At 66.9% G+C, this 18,098-nt stretch carries 21 protein-coding genes and 2 tRNA genes; 7 read left to right on the top strand and 16 right to left on the bottom strand.

Going from position 1 to position 18,098, the window contains the following annotated elements; all coding sequences use genetic code 11:
• Window positions 1-109 precede the first annotated feature (109 nt).
• Window positions 110-1,501, top strand: a complete 1,392-nt coding sequence (locus GC106_RS06275; RefSeq protein ID WP_173125336.1) for a PP2C family protein-serine/threonine phosphatase — start codon at window positions 110-112, stop codon at window positions 1,499-1,501.
• A 1-nt stretch (window position 1,502) separates the two neighbouring features.
• Here the strand turns inward: GC106_RS06275 and GC106_RS06270 are convergent, their stop codons facing one another.
• Window positions 1,503-2,144: an aminodeoxychorismate/anthranilate synthase component II gene (locus GC106_RS06270; protein ID WP_173125334.1), complete on the bottom strand. Its 642-nt coding sequence runs from the start codon at window positions 2,142-2,144 to the stop codon at window positions 1,503-1,505.
• A gap of 103 nt (window positions 2,145-2,247) precedes the next feature.
• Here GC106_RS06270 and GC106_RS06265 point away from each other — a divergent pair, with 103 nt between their 5' ends.
• Complete coding sequence (locus GC106_RS06265; protein ID WP_173125332.1) at window positions 2,248-2,922, top strand: HAD family hydrolase; 675 nt, start codon at window positions 2,248-2,250, stop codon at window positions 2,920-2,922.
• A gap of 236 nt (window positions 2,923-3,158) precedes the next feature.
• Here GC106_RS06265 and GC106_RS06260 read toward each other — a convergent pair whose 3' ends face one another.
• Entirely contained in the window at window positions 3,159-3,317 is a 159-nt protein-coding gene (locus GC106_RS06260) for a hypothetical protein (RefSeq protein ID WP_173125330.1), read from the bottom strand.
• On the bottom strand, window positions 3,317-4,192 hold the full coding sequence (locus GC106_RS06255) for a class E sortase (protein ID WP_312872470.1): 876 nt from the start codon (window positions 4,190-4,192) through the stop codon (window positions 3,317-3,319). Before GC106_RS06255 ends, GC106_RS06260 begins: the two co-directional genes overlap by 1 nt.
• Window positions 4,193-4,309: 117 nt before the next feature.
• On the opposite strand from GC106_RS06255, the gene crgA reads away from it, so the two are divergent.
• Both crgA and GC106_RS06245 read left to right on the top strand, forming a co-directional pair.
• Window positions 4,310-4,579 (top strand): cell division protein CrgA, encoded by a 270-nt coding sequence (gene crgA, locus GC106_RS06250; RefSeq protein WP_173125327.1) that lies wholly within the window; start codon window positions 4,310-4,312, stop codon window positions 4,577-4,579.
• Window positions 4,580-4,718: 139 nt separating this feature from the next.
• Window positions 4,719-5,129 carry a PH domain-containing protein gene (locus GC106_RS06245; RefSeq protein WP_173125325.1) on the top strand — a complete coding sequence of 137 codons (411 nt, stop codon included), beginning with the start codon at window positions 4,719-4,721 and terminating at the stop codon, window positions 5,127-5,129.
• On the opposite strand, the gene GC106_RS06240 is transcribed toward GC106_RS06245, so the two are convergent.
• A complete protein-coding gene (locus GC106_RS06240; RefSeq protein ID WP_173125323.1) occupies window positions 5,118-6,044 on the bottom strand; it encodes a rhomboid family intramembrane serine protease in 927 nt (308 codons plus the stop codon). The genes GC106_RS06245 and GC106_RS06240 overlap by 12 nt on opposite strands.
• Window positions 6,037-6,588, bottom strand: coding sequence for a peptidylprolyl isomerase (locus GC106_RS06235; RefSeq protein WP_376777706.1), 552 nt, complete (start codon window positions 6,586-6,588; stop codon window positions 6,037-6,039). Before GC106_RS06235 ends, GC106_RS06240 begins: the two co-directional genes overlap by 8 nt.
• A 105-nt stretch (window positions 6,589-6,693) precedes the next feature.
• On the opposite strand from GC106_RS06235, the gene GC106_RS06230 reads away from it, so the two are divergent.
• A complete protein-coding gene (locus GC106_RS06230; RefSeq protein ID WP_173125321.1) occupies window positions 6,694-7,116 on the top strand; it encodes a hypothetical protein in 423 nt (140 codons plus the stop codon).
• Window positions 7,117-7,343: 227 nt separating this feature from the next.
• Here GC106_RS06230 and GC106_RS06225 read toward each other — a convergent pair whose 3' ends face one another.
• Entirely contained in the window at window positions 7,344-7,883 is a 540-nt protein-coding gene (locus GC106_RS06225) for a DUF2020 domain-containing protein (RefSeq protein WP_173125319.1), read from the bottom strand.
• Between the two features lie 124 nt (window positions 7,884-8,007).
• Here GC106_RS06225 and GC106_RS06220 point away from each other — a divergent pair, with 124 nt between their 5' ends.
• Window positions 8,008-8,421, top strand: a complete 414-nt coding sequence (locus GC106_RS06220; protein ID WP_173125317.1) for a DoxX family protein — start codon at window positions 8,008-8,010, stop codon at window positions 8,419-8,421.
• Between the two features lie 34 nt (window positions 8,422-8,455).
• On the opposite strand, the gene GC106_RS06215 is transcribed toward GC106_RS06220, so the two are convergent.
• Genes GC106_RS06215 through GC106_RS06205 form a run of 3 tightly spaced genes read right to left on the bottom strand, consistent with a single transcriptional unit; the run spans window position 8,456 to window position 10,690 of the window.
• The gene (locus GC106_RS06215) at window positions 8,456-9,145 is read right to left on the bottom strand and encodes a FadR/GntR family transcriptional regulator (protein ID WP_312872469.1); all 690 of its coding nucleotides are present in this window, start codon (window positions 9,143-9,145) and stop codon (window positions 8,456-8,458) included.
• On the bottom strand, window positions 9,142-9,834 hold the full coding sequence (gene ispD / locus GC106_RS06210) for a 2-C-methyl-D-erythritol 4-phosphate cytidylyltransferase (RefSeq protein WP_173125315.1): 693 nt from the start codon (window positions 9,832-9,834) through the stop codon (window positions 9,142-9,144). Before ispD ends, GC106_RS06215 begins: the two co-directional genes overlap by 4 nt.
• 10 nt (window positions 9,835-9,844) lie before the next feature.
• Window positions 9,845-10,690 (bottom strand): LysR family transcriptional regulator, encoded by an 846-nt coding sequence (locus GC106_RS06205; RefSeq protein WP_173125313.1) that lies wholly within the window; start codon window positions 10,688-10,690, stop codon window positions 9,845-9,847.
• Between the two features lie 68 nt (window positions 10,691-10,758).
• Here GC106_RS06205 and GC106_RS06200 point away from each other — a divergent pair, with 68 nt between their 5' ends.
• Window positions 10,759-11,325: a hypothetical protein gene (locus GC106_RS06200; protein ID WP_173125311.1), complete on the top strand. Its 567-nt coding sequence runs from the start codon at window positions 10,759-10,761 to the stop codon at window positions 11,323-11,325.
• On the opposite strand, the gene GC106_RS06195 is transcribed toward GC106_RS06200, so the two are convergent.
• The 7 genes from GC106_RS06195 to gyrA all read right to left on the bottom strand — a co-directional run bounded on the left by GC106_RS06195 (window position 11,240) and on the right by gyrA (window position 18,059).
• Complete coding sequence (locus GC106_RS06195; RefSeq protein WP_312872468.1) at window positions 11,240-11,764, bottom strand: RNA 2'-phosphotransferase; 525 nt, start codon at window positions 11,762-11,764, stop codon at window positions 11,240-11,242. The two genes, GC106_RS06200 and GC106_RS06195, sit on opposite strands and share 86 nt — an antisense overlap.
• On the bottom strand, window positions 11,761-12,423 hold the full coding sequence (locus GC106_RS06190; RefSeq protein ID WP_312872467.1) for a lysophospholipid acyltransferase family protein: 663 nt from the start codon (window positions 12,421-12,423) through the stop codon (window positions 11,761-11,763). Before GC106_RS06190 ends, GC106_RS06195 begins: the two co-directional genes overlap by 4 nt.
• Before the next feature lie 248 nt (window positions 12,424-12,671).
• Window positions 12,672-12,744, bottom strand: a tRNA-Ala gene (locus GC106_RS06185).
• 52 nt (window positions 12,745-12,796) lie between these two features.
• The gene (locus GC106_RS06180; protein WP_168211497.1) at window positions 12,797-12,934 is read right to left on the bottom strand and encodes a DLW-39 family protein; all 138 of its coding nucleotides are present in this window, start codon (window positions 12,932-12,934) and stop codon (window positions 12,797-12,799) included.
• Between the two features lie 183 nt (window positions 12,935-13,117).
• Window positions 13,118-13,191: transfer RNA gene (locus tag GC106_RS06175), tRNA-Ile, on the bottom strand.
• A gap of 62 nt (window positions 13,192-13,253) precedes the next feature.
• A complete protein-coding gene (locus GC106_RS06170; protein WP_173125590.1) occupies window positions 13,254-13,838 on the bottom strand; it encodes a DUF3566 domain-containing protein in 585 nt (194 codons plus the stop codon).
• A 399-nt stretch (window positions 13,839-14,237) separates the two neighbouring features.
• The gene (gene gyrA / locus GC106_RS06165; protein ID WP_173125309.1) at window positions 14,238-18,059 is read right to left on the bottom strand and encodes an intein-containing DNA gyrase subunit A; all 3,822 of its coding nucleotides are present in this window, start codon (window positions 18,057-18,059) and stop codon (window positions 14,238-14,240) included.
• Window positions 18,060-18,098 lie beyond the last annotated feature (39 nt).

The following is an 18,098-nucleotide window of genomic DNA, read 5'->3' as shown; positions in this document are numbered from 1 at the left end:
CTGGCCTGGCGGTACCCGGACGCGCCGCAGCGTCTTGAGAAAGGCGGAATGCAATGGTTGGGCGACTTCCCGCAGCGGTAGTCGGCTCCGGTGAGAGTCTCAGCCGGCCATGACGCTTGCGCTGAAGTACGCGGCACGTAGCGACCGCGGGTTACACCGGTCCAACAACGAGGACTCGGTGTACGCCGGGCCGCACCTGCTCGCCATCGCGGACGGGATGGGCGGGCACGCCGCGGGAGAGGTGGCCAGCAAGGTGGTCATCGCCGCGCTTGCGCCTCTCGACGAGGACGTCCCTGGTGACGACCTGCTCGGAAAGCTGCACGAGGCGGTCATCTCGGGCAACCACACGATCGCCGAACTGGTCGAGCAGGACCCTGATCTCGAAGGCATGGGCACGACGCTGACCGCCATCCTGTTCGGCGGCGGCCGGCTCGGCCTGGTGAACATCGGGGACTCGCGGACGTACCTGTTGCGCGACGGGCAGTTCAACCAGATCACCCGGGACGACAGCTTTGTCCAGTCGCTGCTGGACGAAGGACGCATCACGCCCGAGGAAGCGCTCACACACCCGCAGCGTTCGCTCGTGCTGCGCGCACTGGTCGGCCACGAGGTGATCGAGCCGACCCTGCAGGTACGCGAGGCCCGGGTGGGCGATCGGTACCTGCTGTGCTCCGACGGGCTGTCGGACGTCGTCGGGTTCGAGAAGCTGGCCGAGACCATGCAGATCCCGGACCGGCAGATGTGCGCGGACAAGATGATCGAGCTCGCCCTGCAGGGCGGTGGCCCGGACAACGTGACCGTGATCGTCGCCGACGTGGTGGACGAGGAACCTCAGGTCACGCAGTCGTTCGACTCGTCGAACAACCACATGCAGCCGGTCGGCCCGACCACGTCACCGCCGCGCCAGCCGGTTCCCATGCCCCCGCAGCAGCAGCCGCCGCATCAGCAACAGCCGACGATGCAGCAGCAGCAGCAGCCACCGCCGCCACCGCAGAAGAAGAAGCGCGGCCGCAAGATCGCGATCATCGTCGCGGCGGCCGTGATCCTGCTCGCGCTGGCGGCGGCCGGGATCCGGTACCTGGCGTACACCAACTACTACGTCGGCGTCAGCGACGGCGGCGAGATCGCGGTGTTCCAGGGCGTTCGCGGGACCGTGCTCGGCGTGGAGCTGCACCGCAAGGTCGAGGGCTCGTGTGCACCCATCGACGGTCCGACGTGTCAGCCGCTGCGGATCGACGACCTCGGCGCGTCGAACAAGACGAAGGCGAACGAGGGCTTCCCCGTCGGCGACCTGGAGGCGGCCCGCCAGACCATCAACACGTGGCGCCGGGAGGACCAACAGCAGCCCCAGGAGCCGACCGACTGCCCGCCGCCGACGTCGTCGGTTCCCACCACGCCGGCCAGCACGCCCGCAGGCGGCACGGTGACGACACCACCCTCGTCGGCGCCGACGGACGTGCCGTCGTTCCCCGGCGAGACCACAACGCCGCCGAACTGCTGACCTAACGGAGCACAGCGGCTTCGGTCAGCGTGCGCATCCCGCGCTCGAGCTCGGCCACCTTGTCCTCAGCGACGGGGTGGCCGCACTTGGCCAGCCAGTTCGCCAGCATGCGGTGGCCGCCCTCGGTGAGCACGGATTCGGGGTGGAACTGCACGCCCTCGATCGGCAGGTCACGGTGGCGCATGCCCATCACGATGCCGGTCTCGGTCTGCCCGGTGACCTCGAACTCGGCCGGGATCGTCTCGGGCAGCACGGTCAGCGAGTGGTAACGGGTCGCGGTGAACGGGTCCGGCAGGCCGGCGAGCACGCCCGCACCGGAGTGGTGCACCTGGCTGGTCTTGCCGTGCAGCAACTCGGGCGCGCGGTCGACGGTCGCGCCCCACGCCACGCCGATCGCCTGGTGCCCCAGGCAGACGCCCAGCACCGGAACCCGGCTCGTCGCGGCCTGCTTGATCAACTCGATGCTCCGGCCAGCCCGCTCCGGCGTGCCCGGTCCAGGACTGACCAGCACCCCGTCGAACCCGTCGAGCTCGAGATCGGGCGAGTCGTTGCGCCGCACGACGCACTCCGCACCGAGCTGGGCCAAATACTGGACCAGGTTGTAGACGAAGCTGTCGTAGTTGTCGACCACCAGCACGCGCATGCCGACATGCTATGCGGCTCCAGTCGCCACGCGCTCTGGTGTTTTCTCGTATCGCCGGTAAAAAGTGGTGCGCCCGTACCACTTTCCCGGTTACCCTTCCGGTGTGCTGATCTTCGACGCGGACGACACCCTGTGGGAGAACAACATCCTGTTCGAGCGGGTGATCGACGACTTCCTGGAGTGGCTGGCGCACCCCTCCCTGGCCAAGGCCGAGCTGCGCCCCATCCTCGACGACATCGAGCGCGCCAACATAGTGACTGTCGGCTACGGCAGCAAAGCACTGCTGCGCAACCTCCACGACACGTTCGAGCACCTCTACGAGCGCAAGGTGACAGCGGCGGAGAGCAAAGAGATCGAGGAACTGGCCGTCACCCTGATCGACCACCGGGTGGAACTGATCGAGGGCGTCCCGGAGACCCTCGCCGAGCTGAGCACCCGCCACACGATGCTGATGCTCACCAAGGGCGACCGCGAGGAGCAGCAACGCAAGATCGACGCGTCCGGCCTCGCCCACCACTTCCGGAGCATCCACATCGTGCCGGAGAAGGACCCGGCCACCTACCGCAAGCTCGCCGCCGAGCTGTCCCTCGACGTGGCCACGACCTGGATGATCGGAAACTCACCGAAGTCGGACATCCTGTCCGCCCGGGCGGCCGGGATGCGGGCGGTGTTCATCCCGAACGTGCACACCTGGGTGCTCGAAGAGGAGGAACTCGACCCGTCGGACGAGGGCGTCCTGCACCTGGAGCGGTTCACCGACCTGCTGAAGCACTTCTGACTCGCCCACCCGCAGGGAATCGAGACACCTCGGAGGCACCGCTCCCCAGGAAGGCACACCAACCCCGTCGAACCCACAACCGCCCTCAGCGCAGCCCCCACCACTCCCGGGGGGCGACCCCGCACCCAGCCTACCGGCGATAAGGGCTGGTGAAGAGGGTTACTAAGCGGTTGTGGACAACCAGATTTGCGAACGGACCGTTCGTACGGTCCAGGGCTTGGCTGGAGCGCCGACCGTCACTGCTCAGTCGTCACGTTGTTGAACCACAGCTTCGGTTCTAGCCACGGGAAGACGACGAACAGCAGGAGCGCGATCACGCCGAGAGCCAGCACCGTGGCCAGGGTGATCCGGACGCCCAGCGGCCCGGGGAGCTTGCGCCAGATCCACCCGTACATCAGTCGTTCTCCGAGAGCGCGGCGGGCAACTGGTTCGGCGCGGCCGGGTTCTTGGCCTCCTGGTCGGTCAGCACGAGGTGCACGATCAGCCGCTGCTCGTCGGAGAACTTCGGGTGGCACGTGGTCAGGGTCAGCAGGGCCACGCCGGGCTTCGTGCCGGGGGTGGCGTACGGCACCGGCGAGATGACACCGCCCTGCGACGGGGCGACGATGTCACGTCCGTAGACCTTGTTGTACTCGGCGCCGAGCTTGTTGACGCGCTCGCAGCGCGGGCTCTTGGTCTTCACCGATTCCCACCTCCTGGCCTCGGACTCCACGGGGAGCATCCGGTAGGTGAACCAGCTGGTCGAGGTCTCGATCACGACCGCGTCGCAGGACTTGAGCAGGTCGAGGTCGTTGAACGGGGCACCCTTGCCGACCCGGTGGCCCGCGATGGCGAAGTTGCCGTGCTCGCCTGGCAGCGCCGTGCCCTTGTAGTGGCCCGGTCCGCTCTCCAGCGTCTTGTCGCTGGTGCCCTCGAGCACTGTGAAGTGAAAATCCGCGCCGAACTTGGGGATGTAGAGCTTGGCGAAGCCCTTGCCGTCCTCCAGCTCGATCTTGTTGGTCCGTTCGCCGCCTTCCACGACGTCCGCACCGGGCTGGTGCTGCCACTCGTCATCCAGCGCCGCGGTGGCCTCACGCTGCTTGCCCGCGGAGAACAGGTCGGTGATGTACAGCTCGTAGACCACGAAGAGCAGCACGATCATGCCGGCGGTGATGAGCAGTTCACCGAGGTTGCGCACCACGTTGCGCGCCCGATCCCCGGCTTGTGGCGGCCCGTCCTGTAGGTCGCCGTACAAGCGTCCAGAGTCGTAGTCACCCTCATGAGTTCCCACTCGTACTCCCCTGGTGGTTCGCGAGCCTTTTCGACTACGTTAACGTGTTCCCACGGCGGCAGTTGCGGACCTCCGCTTGCCGCCGTATACGCACGCATAACGCCAGGCGAGGACACGATGCCCAAGTCCAAGGTTCGCAAGAAGAGCGTCTACACGGCGCCCGCCAGCGATCGCCGTACCCCGGTGAAGGTGCGTGGGGGCGGCCCTTCGCATCCGCTGTACATCGCGGTGATGCTCGGTGTGATGGTGATCGGCCTTGCTTGGCTGGTGGTCAACTACATCGCCGGGCAGGACATCCCGTTCATGGCCGATCTCGGCAACTGGAACTTCGCGATCGGGTTCGCCCTGATGATCGGTGGTCTGCTGATGACCATGCGGTGGCGCTGACCCCGGTACACGATACCCGCTGTTCACCCGGTCGTGGGATGCTGGTCTACACCCGTTCAGCCCAGCGTCACTGAACCACAAGGATGTAACTCATCCCCAGTGTGGACAACTCTTGTGGATAAGTAGGACGCAGCGTCACGTGACGTCACCGAAAGCCCGTCTTGTCTGGTCAACGCCACCGGTGTTGGTCGCCGTCGGCTGGGTGGCCGCGGCAGGTGGCGCGGCCTGGGCCATCCTCACCGAGGACACGCCGGGTCGCGTGCTCGTCGGTCTGGCCACGCTGATCGCGGCCCTGCTGGCGCTGCACGGCACGCTGGCGCGGCCGCGCCTCACCGCCGACAGCAACGGGCTGATCCTGCGCCGGTTCGCCAGCAGGCGGCAGTGGGCCTGGGCCGAGGTCAACGTCCGGCTGGTCCGGACCCGCAGGCTCGGCCGTCAGGTGAGCACGCTCGAGCTCGACGCCGAGGACGACCTGGTCGTCCTCGGCTGGCTCGACCTCGGCGTCCCGCCCGAAGACGTCGCCGACGCGCTGCGCGAACTACGCACTTGACAGTCGGAAACAGCTGACCTGCGAGTTCTCGTAGGTACACACCGCTGGTCCGACGAACTGGCTGTCCCGGACGAACACCAGCCCGACCAGCACGACCAGTGCCACGACCACGGTCGCGATCTGCACCTTCGTCCGGATCTTCGCCGGCGGGTAGAGGAACCCGAGCGCCACGGCGGCACCGGTGACCAGGCCCCCGATGTGCCCGAGCCACGAGATGTTCGGGATCGTGAACGTGATCACCAGGTTCAGCGCGATGATGCCCAGCGCGGGCGCGATCGGCATCTTCAGCCGGAACACCGCGACCGCGAGCGCGCCCATCAGGCCGAAGATCGCGCCCGACGCACCGGCCGTGTTCCCGTAGTCCTGCACCAGACCGGTGCTGGTCCGGAGCACCTCCTGGGCGTCGAACAGGAAGACCGCGGTGCTGCCGCCGAGCAACGACACCAGGTAGAGCGCGAGGAACCGGATCCGGCCGAACAACATCTCCAGATCACGGCCGACGATGTAGAGCGACACCATGTTCACCACGAGGTGGATCACCCCGAAGTGCTGGAAGCCGTTGGTGATCAGCCGCCACCACTCACCGCCCGCCACCGCGGGCGGCCAGAGCACGCCGATGTCGAACGAGAACGACAGGTCGTTGTTGTTGACGCTCTGCGCCTGAAAGGCGTTCAGCGCGAACACCGCCAGGTTCAGCGCGACCAGGATCGGCACGACCAGCGGCTTGGTGTGCAACTCCGCGCCGGCCACCGTCACCGCGCGCCGCTGCGTCCGCATGCCCTCGTTCACGCAGTCGACGCACTGGTACCCGACCGAGGCCTCCCGCAGGCACTCGGGACAGGCAGGCCGTTCACACCGGACACAGCGCAACCCCGTCGGCCGGTCCGGGTGCCGCACGCAGGCCTGGTCAGCCACGCTCGATGACCACTCGGTTGATCACGACGTCCTCGACCGGCCGGTCCTCGTCCGCGGTCCTCACCCGGGAGATGGCGTCCACGACGTTGCGCGACTCCTGGTCGGTGACCTCGCCGAAGATCGTGTGCTTGAAGTTGAGGTGTGGCGTCGGTTTGACCGTGATGAAGAACTGCGAGCCGTTCGTGTTCGGCCGGCTGATGTTGGCCATGGCCAGCAGGTACGGCTTGTTGAACTGGAGCTCCGCGGTGAACTCGTCCGGCACGGTGAAACCGGGCCCGCCGCGCCCGGTGCCCGTCGGGTCACCGGTTTGGATCATGAAACCGTCGATGACCCGGTGGAAGATCGAACCGTCGTAGTAGGGGCCGGATGTACCGCCCTGTGCGTTCTGCGGCGAATACTCCTTCGTGCCCTCGGCGAGCCCGACGAAGCTCTTCACGGTTTTCGGGGCGTAATCAGGGAAAAGGGCGATCCGGATGTCACCGAGCGTAGTCTGCAGGGTGGCCGTCACCTTGATCCCGACGAGTGATTCGTTGCTGTCTGCCACGCCTCCAATCGTGCCATCCAGAGCGGGCACGGTTCGGAAGGGGCAGGATGGGGAACCTGTCTATCAACGAACCACCCCCGAACCCACTTGGCGAGGTGAAGGCACATGACTCGGGCCCCAGAGGCGGTGGACAAGGCCGTCGACGCGGTCCGCCGGGCGGAGCACAAGCTGGTCGAAAGCGCTGGGGAGGTCGCGACCAAGACCCGCCGAACCCGCCGCAAGCTGGCACGCAAGGCCAAGGCCACCCGCAAGGACCTGATGAAGAACGCGAAGAAGGCCAAGGTGACCGCGCAGCACCTGGCAGGCGCGCAACCTCGGCGCCGCCGCCGCTGGCCGTGGATGATCGCTTTGCTCGTGGCCGCCGCGGGCACGGTCATCGCGGTCCGCTCGATGGCGGCGCAGCAGCAGGAAGAGGCCGTCCCGCCGGAGCCGCGCACCGAGGACGAGAAGCCGTCCGAGACACCGAAGCAGCAGGACAACGGCAGGCCGCAACCGGCGGAGTCGACCAGCAGCCAGCCGAAGAAGTAACGCCCCGAACCCCTGTTCGCCCACCCACGAACTTCTCGCCGCGCCCAGGACAGTCCCCCGCCCATCCCAAGGGGGTGGGGGCTCCCCGGCATCAATTCTAGTCGGTGGGAACGGGGTGAACAGGGGTTCTGGCTCCACGAGCCGGTGCGAACGGACCGTTCGCACGAAGTTCACTCCGGGACGCCACGTGGTGGGTGGCGTCCCGATTTGTGGTGACGGTCAGTCGCCTACAGGCCGAGGGTGGCGATCGCCTTCTCGGCGACTTGGCGGGCTTTGATCGACTGCGCCTGGTTGGTCGTCACGATGACCGCCGTTTCTTGCTTGGCGACCGCGTAGACCGATCCCTTGTCGGCGCCGATCGAGCCGCCCTTCCAGCCTGACGGCGCGTTGGCCGGGTTCGAGCTGTCGATCGGGGCGGCCTCGTCGACCAGTGCCTTCGCGTTCTTCGCGGTGCCGACGTACACGCGGACGGTCAGCTGGACCTTGCCGTCGGCACGGTAGAAGAAGCAGGCCGGATGCGGCTTGTCCGCGGAGATACGGACCTTGGTGGCGCGCTGGCCGTTGGCTTCGGCGACGAAGGCGCTTTCCAGGTACGGGCACGGGCCGTCGGCCACAGGTTCCGGCGCCGGTGGCGGGCCTTCCGGCTGCGTGGTCGTCGGCGTGACCCGCGGGCGCTCCGTCGGCTGCGGCCCGGGCTCGGCGTCAGGGCCGGTCGAGCAACCGGCCAGGCAGCACGCGAGCAGCAGGGCTGAAGTCAGTCGCTTCATAGGTGCGCCAGTCAACCAGAGTCCTGTGAACGGCCTGTCGCGGCATCTGGTGAACCTTCTCCAACCGCCCGGCGTAGTCCCCTCCGCACCACCTTGCCAAGCCTGCATACGTAAGGGGTATCGGATGGAGAACATCCTCAGGCGCAGAGAAGACCTGCTCTCACTGTTCCGGATCGTGATCGGGTTGTTGTTCGTCAGCCACGGCGCCGCCAAGTTGTTCGGCGTGCTGGGTGGACGCACAGTCCAGTTCGGGGCCTGGCCGTCGTTCTACGCGGGCCTGATCGAACTCGTCGCCGGCGGCGCCGTCATGCTCGGGGTCGGCACCCGGGTCGCGGCACTGATCTGCTCGGGTGAGATGGCCTACGCGTACTTCGTCAGCCATCAGTCGAAAGCGTTGTGGCCGCTGGAGAACGGCGGGGAACTCGCCGCGGTCTACTGCTGGACGTTCCTGCTGATCGCCTTCTTCGGGCCAGGCACGTGGACGTTGTCCCGGCTGTGGAACAGGAACAAGCAGACCGCGTCGACCGCGGTCGGCTGAGCGGCGTCCTGGGTCCTGGCAGCGCGGCCAGGGCTCAGGAGTCCAGCAGCCGATCCACCTCGGCCGCCGAGTCGAGCACGATGCACCGCGAAACCCGTTCGGCCTCAGCGGTATCCGCCCGCGAGACGGCCTCCGCCTCCAGCAAGTGCCAGTCCAACGCCGTGTTCTGCAGGTCCGGCGGGAACAGCTGCAACTCGGCCCGGCCGTGCAACACCTCCGCGGTCACTTCGCCGACCTGCACGAACAAGTCGTTGCCGGACGCGACGAAGATCAGCCGGTGGAACGCGATGTCGGCCTCGATGAAGGGCAACGGATCCCCGGCGACGGCGTGCTTGCGCATCTCGTCCGCCAGCCGCAGCAGTTCGCCGCGTTGTTCGTCGGACGCGTTGGCGGCCGCCAATCCCGCGGCGACCGGTTCGACGGCCGCCCTCAACTGGGACATCTGCCTGAGCAGTTCCCGGCGGTCGGAACCCGCGAGACGCCACCGGATCAGCTGTGGGTCGAAGAGGTTCCACTCGGAGGTCGGCAGCACGATCAGCCCGATCTTGGGCCGGCTGCGCACCATCCGCAGCGCTTCCAGGACCCGGACCGCTTCCCGGCCAACGGTTCTCGACACGCCGTACTGAGTGGTCAGCTCGTCCAGCCGCAGAATCGTGCCGGGTGGGTATCTCCCTGAGGTCAGCGCGAGGCCGAGCGAGTCGAGCAAATGGGCGTGCAGGGTCACCGTGACTCCAGGATCCGTTCGGCGACAACGAGATCGTGCCCGAACGTGATCTTGATGTTGCGTTGTTCCCCGGGTACCCAGTGCACCTCGATGTCGGTGAACCGCTCGATGCAGGACGCCGTGTCCGTGCCCACGAACCCCTCCTCAGCCGCCCGCTCGTAGGCAGCGAGCAGGGGCGCCGCCAGAAAACCCTGTGGTGTCTGGACCGCGACGAGTTCCTCGGAGATCGGGATGACGTGCTCGTCGGTCGCCAGTGCCAGATCCTCGCTCACCATCCCGGGGATCGCGCCGCCATACTGTCTCGCAGCCCGCAGTACCGCCGCAACAAGTTCTCGGCTGACCAACGGACGTGCGCCGTCATGGATGAGCACGGTGTCGACCTCGCCGGCGTTGATGCGTCCGGCGAGCTGCCGGAGGGCGGCGAGTTCGGAGCCCTGCCGCGTGCTGCCGCCGGACACCACTTCGACGTCCAGGCCTTCGGTGACTTCCTGGACGTGCTCGACGTCCTGCGGTCGCGTCACCAGTACGACCGGCCCGATGCCGGGGTGACTGGCGAACGCCTCCAGCGACCACGCCAGCACCGGTCGTCCGGCTATCGGCAGGTAGACCTTGTTGATTTCCCGTCCGACACGTGTGCCCGAACCCCCCGCCAAGACCACTCCGGCCGCTTGAGTCACACCCACGATCATCCCGGTTGTTTCACGTTGAACCAAGCGAGTGACAGATCTGGTCCAGCAACTGCGCCACTCGCCGGTCGGCCCGCGCACCCGGCCGGTGGATCGCGTAGTACGGCACTGGCGGGAGGTCCACGATCGGCACCTTCGCCAGGTCGGTGCGCACACATCCGTTGACGACCGCGGCGCCGACACCGAGTTCGACGAAGTGCAGCATCAGCGGCCACCCACCCGCTTCGACGGCGACCTCCCATTCGAAGTCGGCGACCGACCGCAGACGTTCGAGCGACACCCGCAACGGCTGCGCGGGATGCGGCAGCACCATGCGCATCCCCGTGAGGTCCGGCAGACGGATCTGGTCGCGGCTCGCCAGGGGGTGGTCATGCGGTACGACCAGCACTTGGTCGTACGTCGCGAGTTTGACGGTGTCCAAGTCGTCAGGCAGTTCGTCGAGCACCGAGACGCCGAGCTGTGCACGTCCGTCACGCACCAACGTCAACGTCTGCGCTCGTGACGCGGTGAAAAGCCGCAGTCGTTCGGACTCGCGCGCGATCACGTCGCCGAGGAGATAGAGGTACGCGCCCTGGCCAGCCGCGAGCGCGACTCTGCGCTGCTCACCGCCCAACTCGGCGAGGAACTGGTCGAGCTGGTCCGCCCGTTCCCGCGCGAACCGCGCCAACGCCTCGCCTTCGGCGGTCAGCACAAGCCGTTTACCGTGGCGCACGTACAACGGACGGCCGACCGCCTCGGCCAGCTTCCGCACCTTGACGTGCAGCGCGGGTTGCGAGATATGCAGCTCCCGCGCGGCCGCGGTGAAGTTGAGGCGCTCCGCGAACACGAGGAACGCCGGGAGCGACTCTGCCGGAAACATAATCTGAAACTATAGCTACGCGAGTTTAGCTAGTTCAGATTGAGTTTGTGGTGCTGCACGCTGGGCGCATGCGAAAGGAGTTACGACTCGGCGTGGACTTCGGCCGAGTGATCAACGACGGCGCCTCACACCCGGGCGGTGACGACACGGTGTTCCTCACCGGTGGCTTCGACGAGGCCATGCGAACCCCCGCCATGCCCGGCGCGTTCGAAACCCTGGCCAGGTTGACCGAAGCGTTCGACGGGAAGGTCTGGATCGTGTCCAAGGCGGGCGAACGAATCCAGCAGCGCACAATGGAGTGGTTGGACCACAATGGTTTCTGGTCAGCGACCGGTGTTTCTCGTGCCAACACGCGGTTCTGCCGCAAACGACCGGAGAAAGCCGTGCACTGCAAGCGGCTTGGCATCACACATTTCATCGACGACCGTCAGGACGTCCTGCGGCACCTGCGGGACACCGTCGAGCACCTCTACCTGTTCGGCCCGCAGAAAGCTGATCCGCCGGACTGGGTCGTGCCGACCCTGACCTGGCTGGACGTGGAAACCGCTGTCACAGCAGGAATCGCGGCGGAACCTCGGCCACGAGCCACACGCCGTTCTCGGAAAGCCGGAACTCATAACCTTCCTCGTGCATAGCCGCCGCCCGCACGGTGAGCACGACCGGCTTTCCCCTTCTGGCGCCGACCCGTTCAGCGGTGTCCACATCGGATGAGAGATGAACATCCCGGCGTGCCATGGGTTTGAGCCCTTCAGCCCGGATGTTCGCCAAGTTCGCCGCCACCGTGCCGTGATACAGCAACTCGGGCGGTGAAGTCGCCACCAGCCCGAGGTCGACCGCGACCGAGTGACCCTGACTCGCCCGAATCTTGGTGCCCTGGATGGCGAAACGTTGCTTGTCATTGCTCGCCACGACGAGCTCCAACTCATCCCGCGTGATCACGACACCATGCCGCGCGCACGCCGCCAGGAGCTCGTCGACGTCGACCCAGCCGCCCTCGTCCAACGTGAGCCCGATGTCCGCCGGCCGATGCCGCAGGTGCCGGGACAGGAACTTCGACACCCGCACGACGTTCACGCGCGCAGTTCCTTCAACAGCTCCCGCACGCGGTCCATGATGACCTCGGTGACTTCACGCAGCAGCTCGCCGTCGACTTCCCGGCCGCGGTACGCACTCAGGTCCAGCGGCTCGCCGACGACCATGTTCACCGGTTTACGCGGAAACGGCCGGAACCGCCTGCGCCTGCTGTCGAAGATCTCCCGCGTTCCCCACCGCGCGGCCGGGATCACCGGAACATCATTGGCCAGCGCCAGCCTGGCCACCCCGGTCCGGTTGTCGACCGGCCACCCGTCAGAGTCCTTCGTCAGCGTGCCTTCCGGGTAGATCACCACGACCTTGCCTGCCTTCAGCGCATCGTGCGCGCCGCGCAGGCTGTCACCGGCTTGGGCCGTCCCCCGGAACACCGGAATCTGCCCGGCGCCGTCCAGCACCCGGTTGAGCAACGGGATGTTCCACAGGGTGTGCTTCGTGAAGAACCTCGGCACCCGCCCGTGTTCGTGCACGAAGACCGCGTCGACGATCGGATCGATGTACGACGGGTGGTTCAGCACCAACAGCGCACCACCCCGCACGGGCATGTGCTGCATCCCACGCACAGTCCGGCGCGTCAACGCCCAGGTGAACGGATAGAACACCGAAGCGAAAAGCCCCACCCAGAACCCGCCACGCTCCCGCACACCCGCACTCTACGTGCCAAGCGAGGACGTGATCATCCCCCATCAGATCCCGAAGCCAAGCTCAGAAAAAGCAAAGCCCGGGCGAAGCCCGGGCAGAAGTCTGTGAAGGTACGCTGGTCAACGCGCAAAGCCCCAGCGCTGGAAGGTGCGGAGCACGCACCGTGGGGGGCTTGGGGGGCTCGGCCCCCCAAAATTGGACGGCCGACCCGGCGAAGTTGCGAGCAACGAGCAGGGCAAGCCTGAGGCCGTGGAGACGAGGGGAATCGAACCCCTAACCCCTGCCTTGCAAAGGCAGTGCTCTGCCAATTGAGCTACGTCCCCGGGTGGGGAACCGTCGCCGGTGGCCTGGGGTGGCCACCGGCGTTGGTCGGTCTTACTTGGCGGCGCCGTTGTTGCCCGCGGGGGCGGTGGCCTCGCGCCACAGGTCGGCCTCGGCCTTCGCGGAACGGCTACGGCGAACCACCAGGAAGATGGCACCGGCAACAGCCACCAGTCCGAGAAGCTTCTTCACTTCAGGCCTCCTTCAGGCACATGCTCTGCTTTCCCCAGATTCCCCCACACTACGCGCCCCACGCTGTGAGCGGGGGCGCGGAGCGCCTGCTTTTCCTGGGGGGCATGGGGGGCTGGGCCCCCCAAAATTATGACGATCGATGAAGGTCGGCCGACAGGCCGACACACGTCACCCAATCGATCGTGGGCCCAGGAGGACTTGAACCTCCGACCTCTTCGTTATCAGCGAAGCGCTCTAACCGCCTGAGCTATGGGCCCTTGGGAACGTCGAGAAGATTACCGCATGCCTTCCCGGGTCCCAAAACCGGTATCCCCTTTTGTCACTCGCGCTCCGCCAGAGTGACCTCCAGACCCCCCGCGAGGTCGGCGGACACGTTGTAGACGAAGGCGGCGACCGTGGCCAACGCGCTGAACAGGACGATGTTCACCGCGCCGATGATGGCCGCGACGCCGAACACCCGGCCCGCGCTGATCAACGGTTCCGCCGCGGCGTTGGCGTTGGCGGAGAACAGCTCGTTGGCCGTGCCGTTGACCTTGTCCCAGACGCCCATGCCGTCCAGAACGGCGTAGAGCACGCCCACCGCCACCAGCCAGACGAAGAACAGCGCCACGCCCAGGACCAGCGACAGCTTGAGCACCGACCAGGGATCGAAGCGCTTGATCTGCAGGTTCGCTCGCCGTGGGCCCCGGCCTGGACGACGCAGGGCGCTCGGCGGAGCCGTACCCGCACGTTGGGCCGCACCCGCCATGCCGCCCGGCACGGAGCCGCTCCCTGTGCCGAGATTCACAGTTGTCCTGGCCGGTGCGCCGAGGGGCGGCTGCGGGCCGGTCTGATGCAGGCCGACCGGCGGATACTCGCCAAGTGCCCGGGGCGCGGCCGTGCCCGTGAGCACCGGACGGGCCATGTTCACGGTCTGCTCGTCGGCCAGCCTGGGGCGGGTGGCGTCCTCGGACGGTGCCGCCGCCGAGGCCTCCGGTGCCGCGGCGGGCTCCGGCTCGGCCGCAGGCGCGGGTTCCGGGTCCGCGTACTGGGCGTCACTGGTGACGCGCTGCCATGGCGGCGGCGCGCCGTTCGCGTCCTCCTCGGCCACCACCGGCTTGATGGTGGCCTCGGTCTTCTCACCCTGCCCGTTGGACTGCGACTCCGGCGGTGTGGCCGGCTCAGAACGGTTCGCCGTGGACACGGTGGACGTCTGGTCGACGTCCGCCTCCTGCGTCTTGTCCGTTCCTCGACCGTCCTGGGTCTCGGGGGGTGTCACGAGCTGATCCTCGTCTCCTCGTCGGCGGTGTCCCGCGAGCTAGATCTATTCTGCGGGCTGTTCCGATGACGCGCCGGATGGGTCTGTGGTTGTCTCCTCGGCCGTTTCGGCGCCTTCATCCTCATCGACGACGGCCTCGACGTTGGAAGTGTCCTCGGCGCTGCGGGCGATCGCCACCAGCAACGTGCCCTCGCCGATGTTCATCAGCCGAACGCCCTTGGTCTGCCGTCCCGCCTTGCGGACCTGGCCGGCCGAGGTACGGATGACACCGCCGGCCGACGTGATGGCGTAGATCTCATCCTGTGCCTCGACGATGAGAGCTCCCACCAGCCTGCCACGCCTGGTGTCGTGCTGAATGGTCAACACACCCTTGCCGCCACGACCCTGCACCGAGTAGTCCTCGATCGGCGTGCGCTTGGCATACCCGCCGTCCGTGGCGACCAGCACGAATGTGCCTTCCCTCACAACACCGAGGGTAAGCAGTTCGTCGCCGGAGTTGAACCGCATCCCGAGCACACCGGACGTCGCCCGGCCCATCGGCCGCAACGCCTCGTCGCTGGCGTGGAACCTGATCGACTGACCGCCCGCGGACACGAGCAACAAGTCGTCCTCGGCCGAGCAGAGCACCGCGCCGACCAGCTCGTCGCCCTCCCGCAGGTTGATGCCGATCAGGCCACCGCTGCGGTTGGAGTCGAAGTCGGACAACCGGCTCTTCTTGACCAGGCCGTCCTTGGTGGCGAGCACCAGGTACGGGGCGACCTGGTAGTCCTTGATCTGGATGACCTGGGCGATGTGCTCCTCCGGCTGGAACGCCAGGAGGTTCGCCACGTGCTGGCCGCGGGCGTTGCGGCTGGCCTCGGGCAGCTCGTACGCCTTCGCCCGGTAGACCCGGCCCTTGTTGGTGAAGAACAGGATCCAGTCGTGCGTGGAGCACACGAAGAAGTGCGCCACAATGTCGTCCTGCTTCAGGCCCGCGCCCTGCACACCCTTGCCGCCCCGCTTCTGCGCGCGGTACAGGTCCGTCTTGGTGCGCTTCGCGTAGCCGGTCCGGGTGATGGTGACGACCACGTCCTCGACCGCGATCAGGTCCTCGACCGAGACGTCACCGTCGAACGGGATGATCCTCGTGCGCCGGTCGTCGCCGTGCTTGTCGACGATCTCCATCAGCTCGTCGCGCACGATCGTGCGCTGGCGCTCCGGCTTGTCCAGGATGTCCTGCAGGTCGGCGATGTAGCGCTCGATCTCGGCCAGCTCGTCGATGATCTTCTGGCGTTCCATCGCGGACAGCCTGCGCAGCTGCAGGTCCAGGATGGCGGTCGCCTGGATCTCGTCGATGTCCAGCAACGCGATCAGGCCGTTGCGGGCCTCCTCGGTCGACCGCGACCGCCGGATCAGGGCGATCACCTCGTCCAGCATGTCCAGCGCCTTGACGTAACCGCGCAGGATGTGCGCCCGCTCCTCGGCCTTGCGCAGGCGGAAGCGGGTACGCCGGACGATGACCTCGACCTGGTGCTTGACGTAGTGCCGGACGATCTGGTCCAGGCGCAGCGTGCGCGGCACGCCGTCGACCAGCGCCAGCATGTTCACGCCGAAGTTGTGCTGCAGCTGGGTGTGCTTGTACAGGTTGTTCAGCACGACCTTGGCGACCGCGTCCCGCTTGAGCGTGATCACGATCCGCATCCCGGAACGCTTGTTGGACTCGTCGGCGATCTCGGAGATCCCGGCGATCTTGCCGTCACGGACCAACGAGGCCATGTTCTCGATCAGGTTGTCCGGGTTGACCTGGTACGGCAGTTCGGTGACGACGAGGATCGTGCGGCCCTTGGCGTCCTCTTCGACCTCGACGACGGCACGCATCCGGACCGACCCTCGGCCGGTGCGGTACGCGTCCTCGATGCCGGCGGTGCCGAGAATCAGGCCGTGCGTGGGGAAGTCCGGTCCCTTGATACGGGTCATCAAGGCGGCCAGGGTTTCCTCGTCCGAGGCTTCCCAGTTCTCCAGCGCCCACACGACTCCGTCCGCGACCTCGCGGAGGTTGTGCGGCGGGATGTTGGTCGCCATGCCGACGGCGATGCCGGAACTGCCGTTGATCAACAGGTTCGGCACCCGGGAGGGCAGGACGACGGGTTCCTGCGTCCGGCCGTCGTAGTTCGCTCGGAAGTCGACGGTGTCTTCCTCGATGTCGGCCAGCATGTGCATGGCCAACGGCGTCAACCGCGCCTCGGTGTTGTGGCTGACGAAGCCATCCGTGATGAACGCGTGGTCATCGGTGTCGACCCGCAGGCTGTACACCGGCTGGACCCCGGCGTCCACGATGGACTTGACCTCGGCGTAGTAGAACCGCCCGTCCACCAAGGGCTCGACGACGTCGAGAACTTCCGTGTTCGTGATCCGTTCGGTGATCTCGTCGCGCGTGGTCTCCCACCGCTCGATCCGGTCGACGTTGTGCCGGCGCAGCCAGTCCCGTTCGGTCCACCGGCTGGCACCGTGCTCACGGATGTAGTCGCCGACGAACGGCACGTGGTCGCTCGACATGGCACGGCTCGCCAGCGGTACCGCGTCGAGGATCTTGATCAGCTTCTCCTGCTTGGCGCCGAGGAAGCCGACGTGCAGCGCGAACAGACGAGCGTTCCGCCGGTTCGTGATGACGACCTTGTACTCGCCCTTCTCGTACCGGACCTGCTGGCTCACCACGCCGAACTGCAGCAGCAACTGCTGCACCTCTGCGGCGAGGCGGGAGCTGCGAGTCGAGTAGGAGACCTGGACGGTGCTCCGCGGCAACGCGGAAGCGGAGCCGTCCCCGGTGAACAGCGAGCTGAGGAAAGCACGCTTGACGGTGACCCCGCCGTTCCACACGAACTCCGGGACACGCTTGTCGGCGCTGCGCTGGCCGACCATCTCGCCGAGCGCACTGCCGCGGAGCGCGGTCAGGTCGTGGACATCGATCTCGTGCAGCACTGAGCCGGACTTGATCGTTCGCGAGGACACGTACCGGGGACCGCCGACGGCGGCGTCATAAGCCGCCAGCACCGTGGCGAAGTACTCGGTGTCGATGTTGTTGAACCCGGCACGCTTCTCGGAGACAAAGCCCTCGCTGACGAAGGCCCCAGCGACAATGGCCGCGTCGTAGTCCTTGACCGGCACGTACTCCTCGGCCTGGGGCGTGCGCTGCATGACCACTCGGTCGCCCGGCTGGATCTCCTCGAGCAGCTTCCACAGCAGCGTCGGCACGCCGAGCAGGTTCACCAGGCAGAGCACCGGGTGGTTGTGGGTACCTGTCAGCTCGTAGCCCTCGCGGGTGGTGAGCTTCAGCGTCGGGTGGTCGCCGGAGTGGAACAGCATCTCGGCGCGGACCGGATCGCCGTTCCGGTCCAGGACCTTCAGATCGATCGGGTTGTCCGAGTTCGGTTTGGCGTCCGGAACGATGTCGCCGATCCGGATAGTCGCGCCGTCGGCCAGTCGAATCCTGCTATTGGCAGAGAGACAATATCTCATCGCGGCTGCCGGATCGTTGCCCGGAGAGCCGAAATTGCCCTGGCCGTCGATGAGCGGGTAGCGCATCGACCAGCTCTGGGCGAGCCGGACGAGGGTGTCGTAGATGGCCGAGTCGCCGTGCGGGTGGTAGTTACCCATCACGTCGCCGACGACGCGAGAGCACTTCACGTACCCGCGGTCCGGGCGGAAGCCCGAGTCGTACATCGAGTACAGGACGCGGACGTGCACCGGCTTGAGGCCGTCACGGACATCAGGCAGCGCTCGACCGACGATGACGCTCATCGCGTAGTCGACGTAGGAGTTCTGCATCTCCTGCTGGATGTCGACCGGCTCGATGCGGTCCCGCTCCGGTGGCAGGGTCGTCTCGGTCACGACTAGTTGTTCCTTTCAAGCGGGTCGGACGTCAGCGCC

Source organism: Kibdelosporangium persicum, from assembly GCF_013280595.1.
Taxonomy (GTDB): Bacteria; Actinomycetota; Actinomycetes; order Mycobacteriales; family Pseudonocardiaceae; genus Kibdelosporangium; species Kibdelosporangium persicum.
The sequence above is the reverse complement of the archived record's forward strand: the minus strand, read 5'-3'. Positions and strand labels throughout refer to the sequence as shown.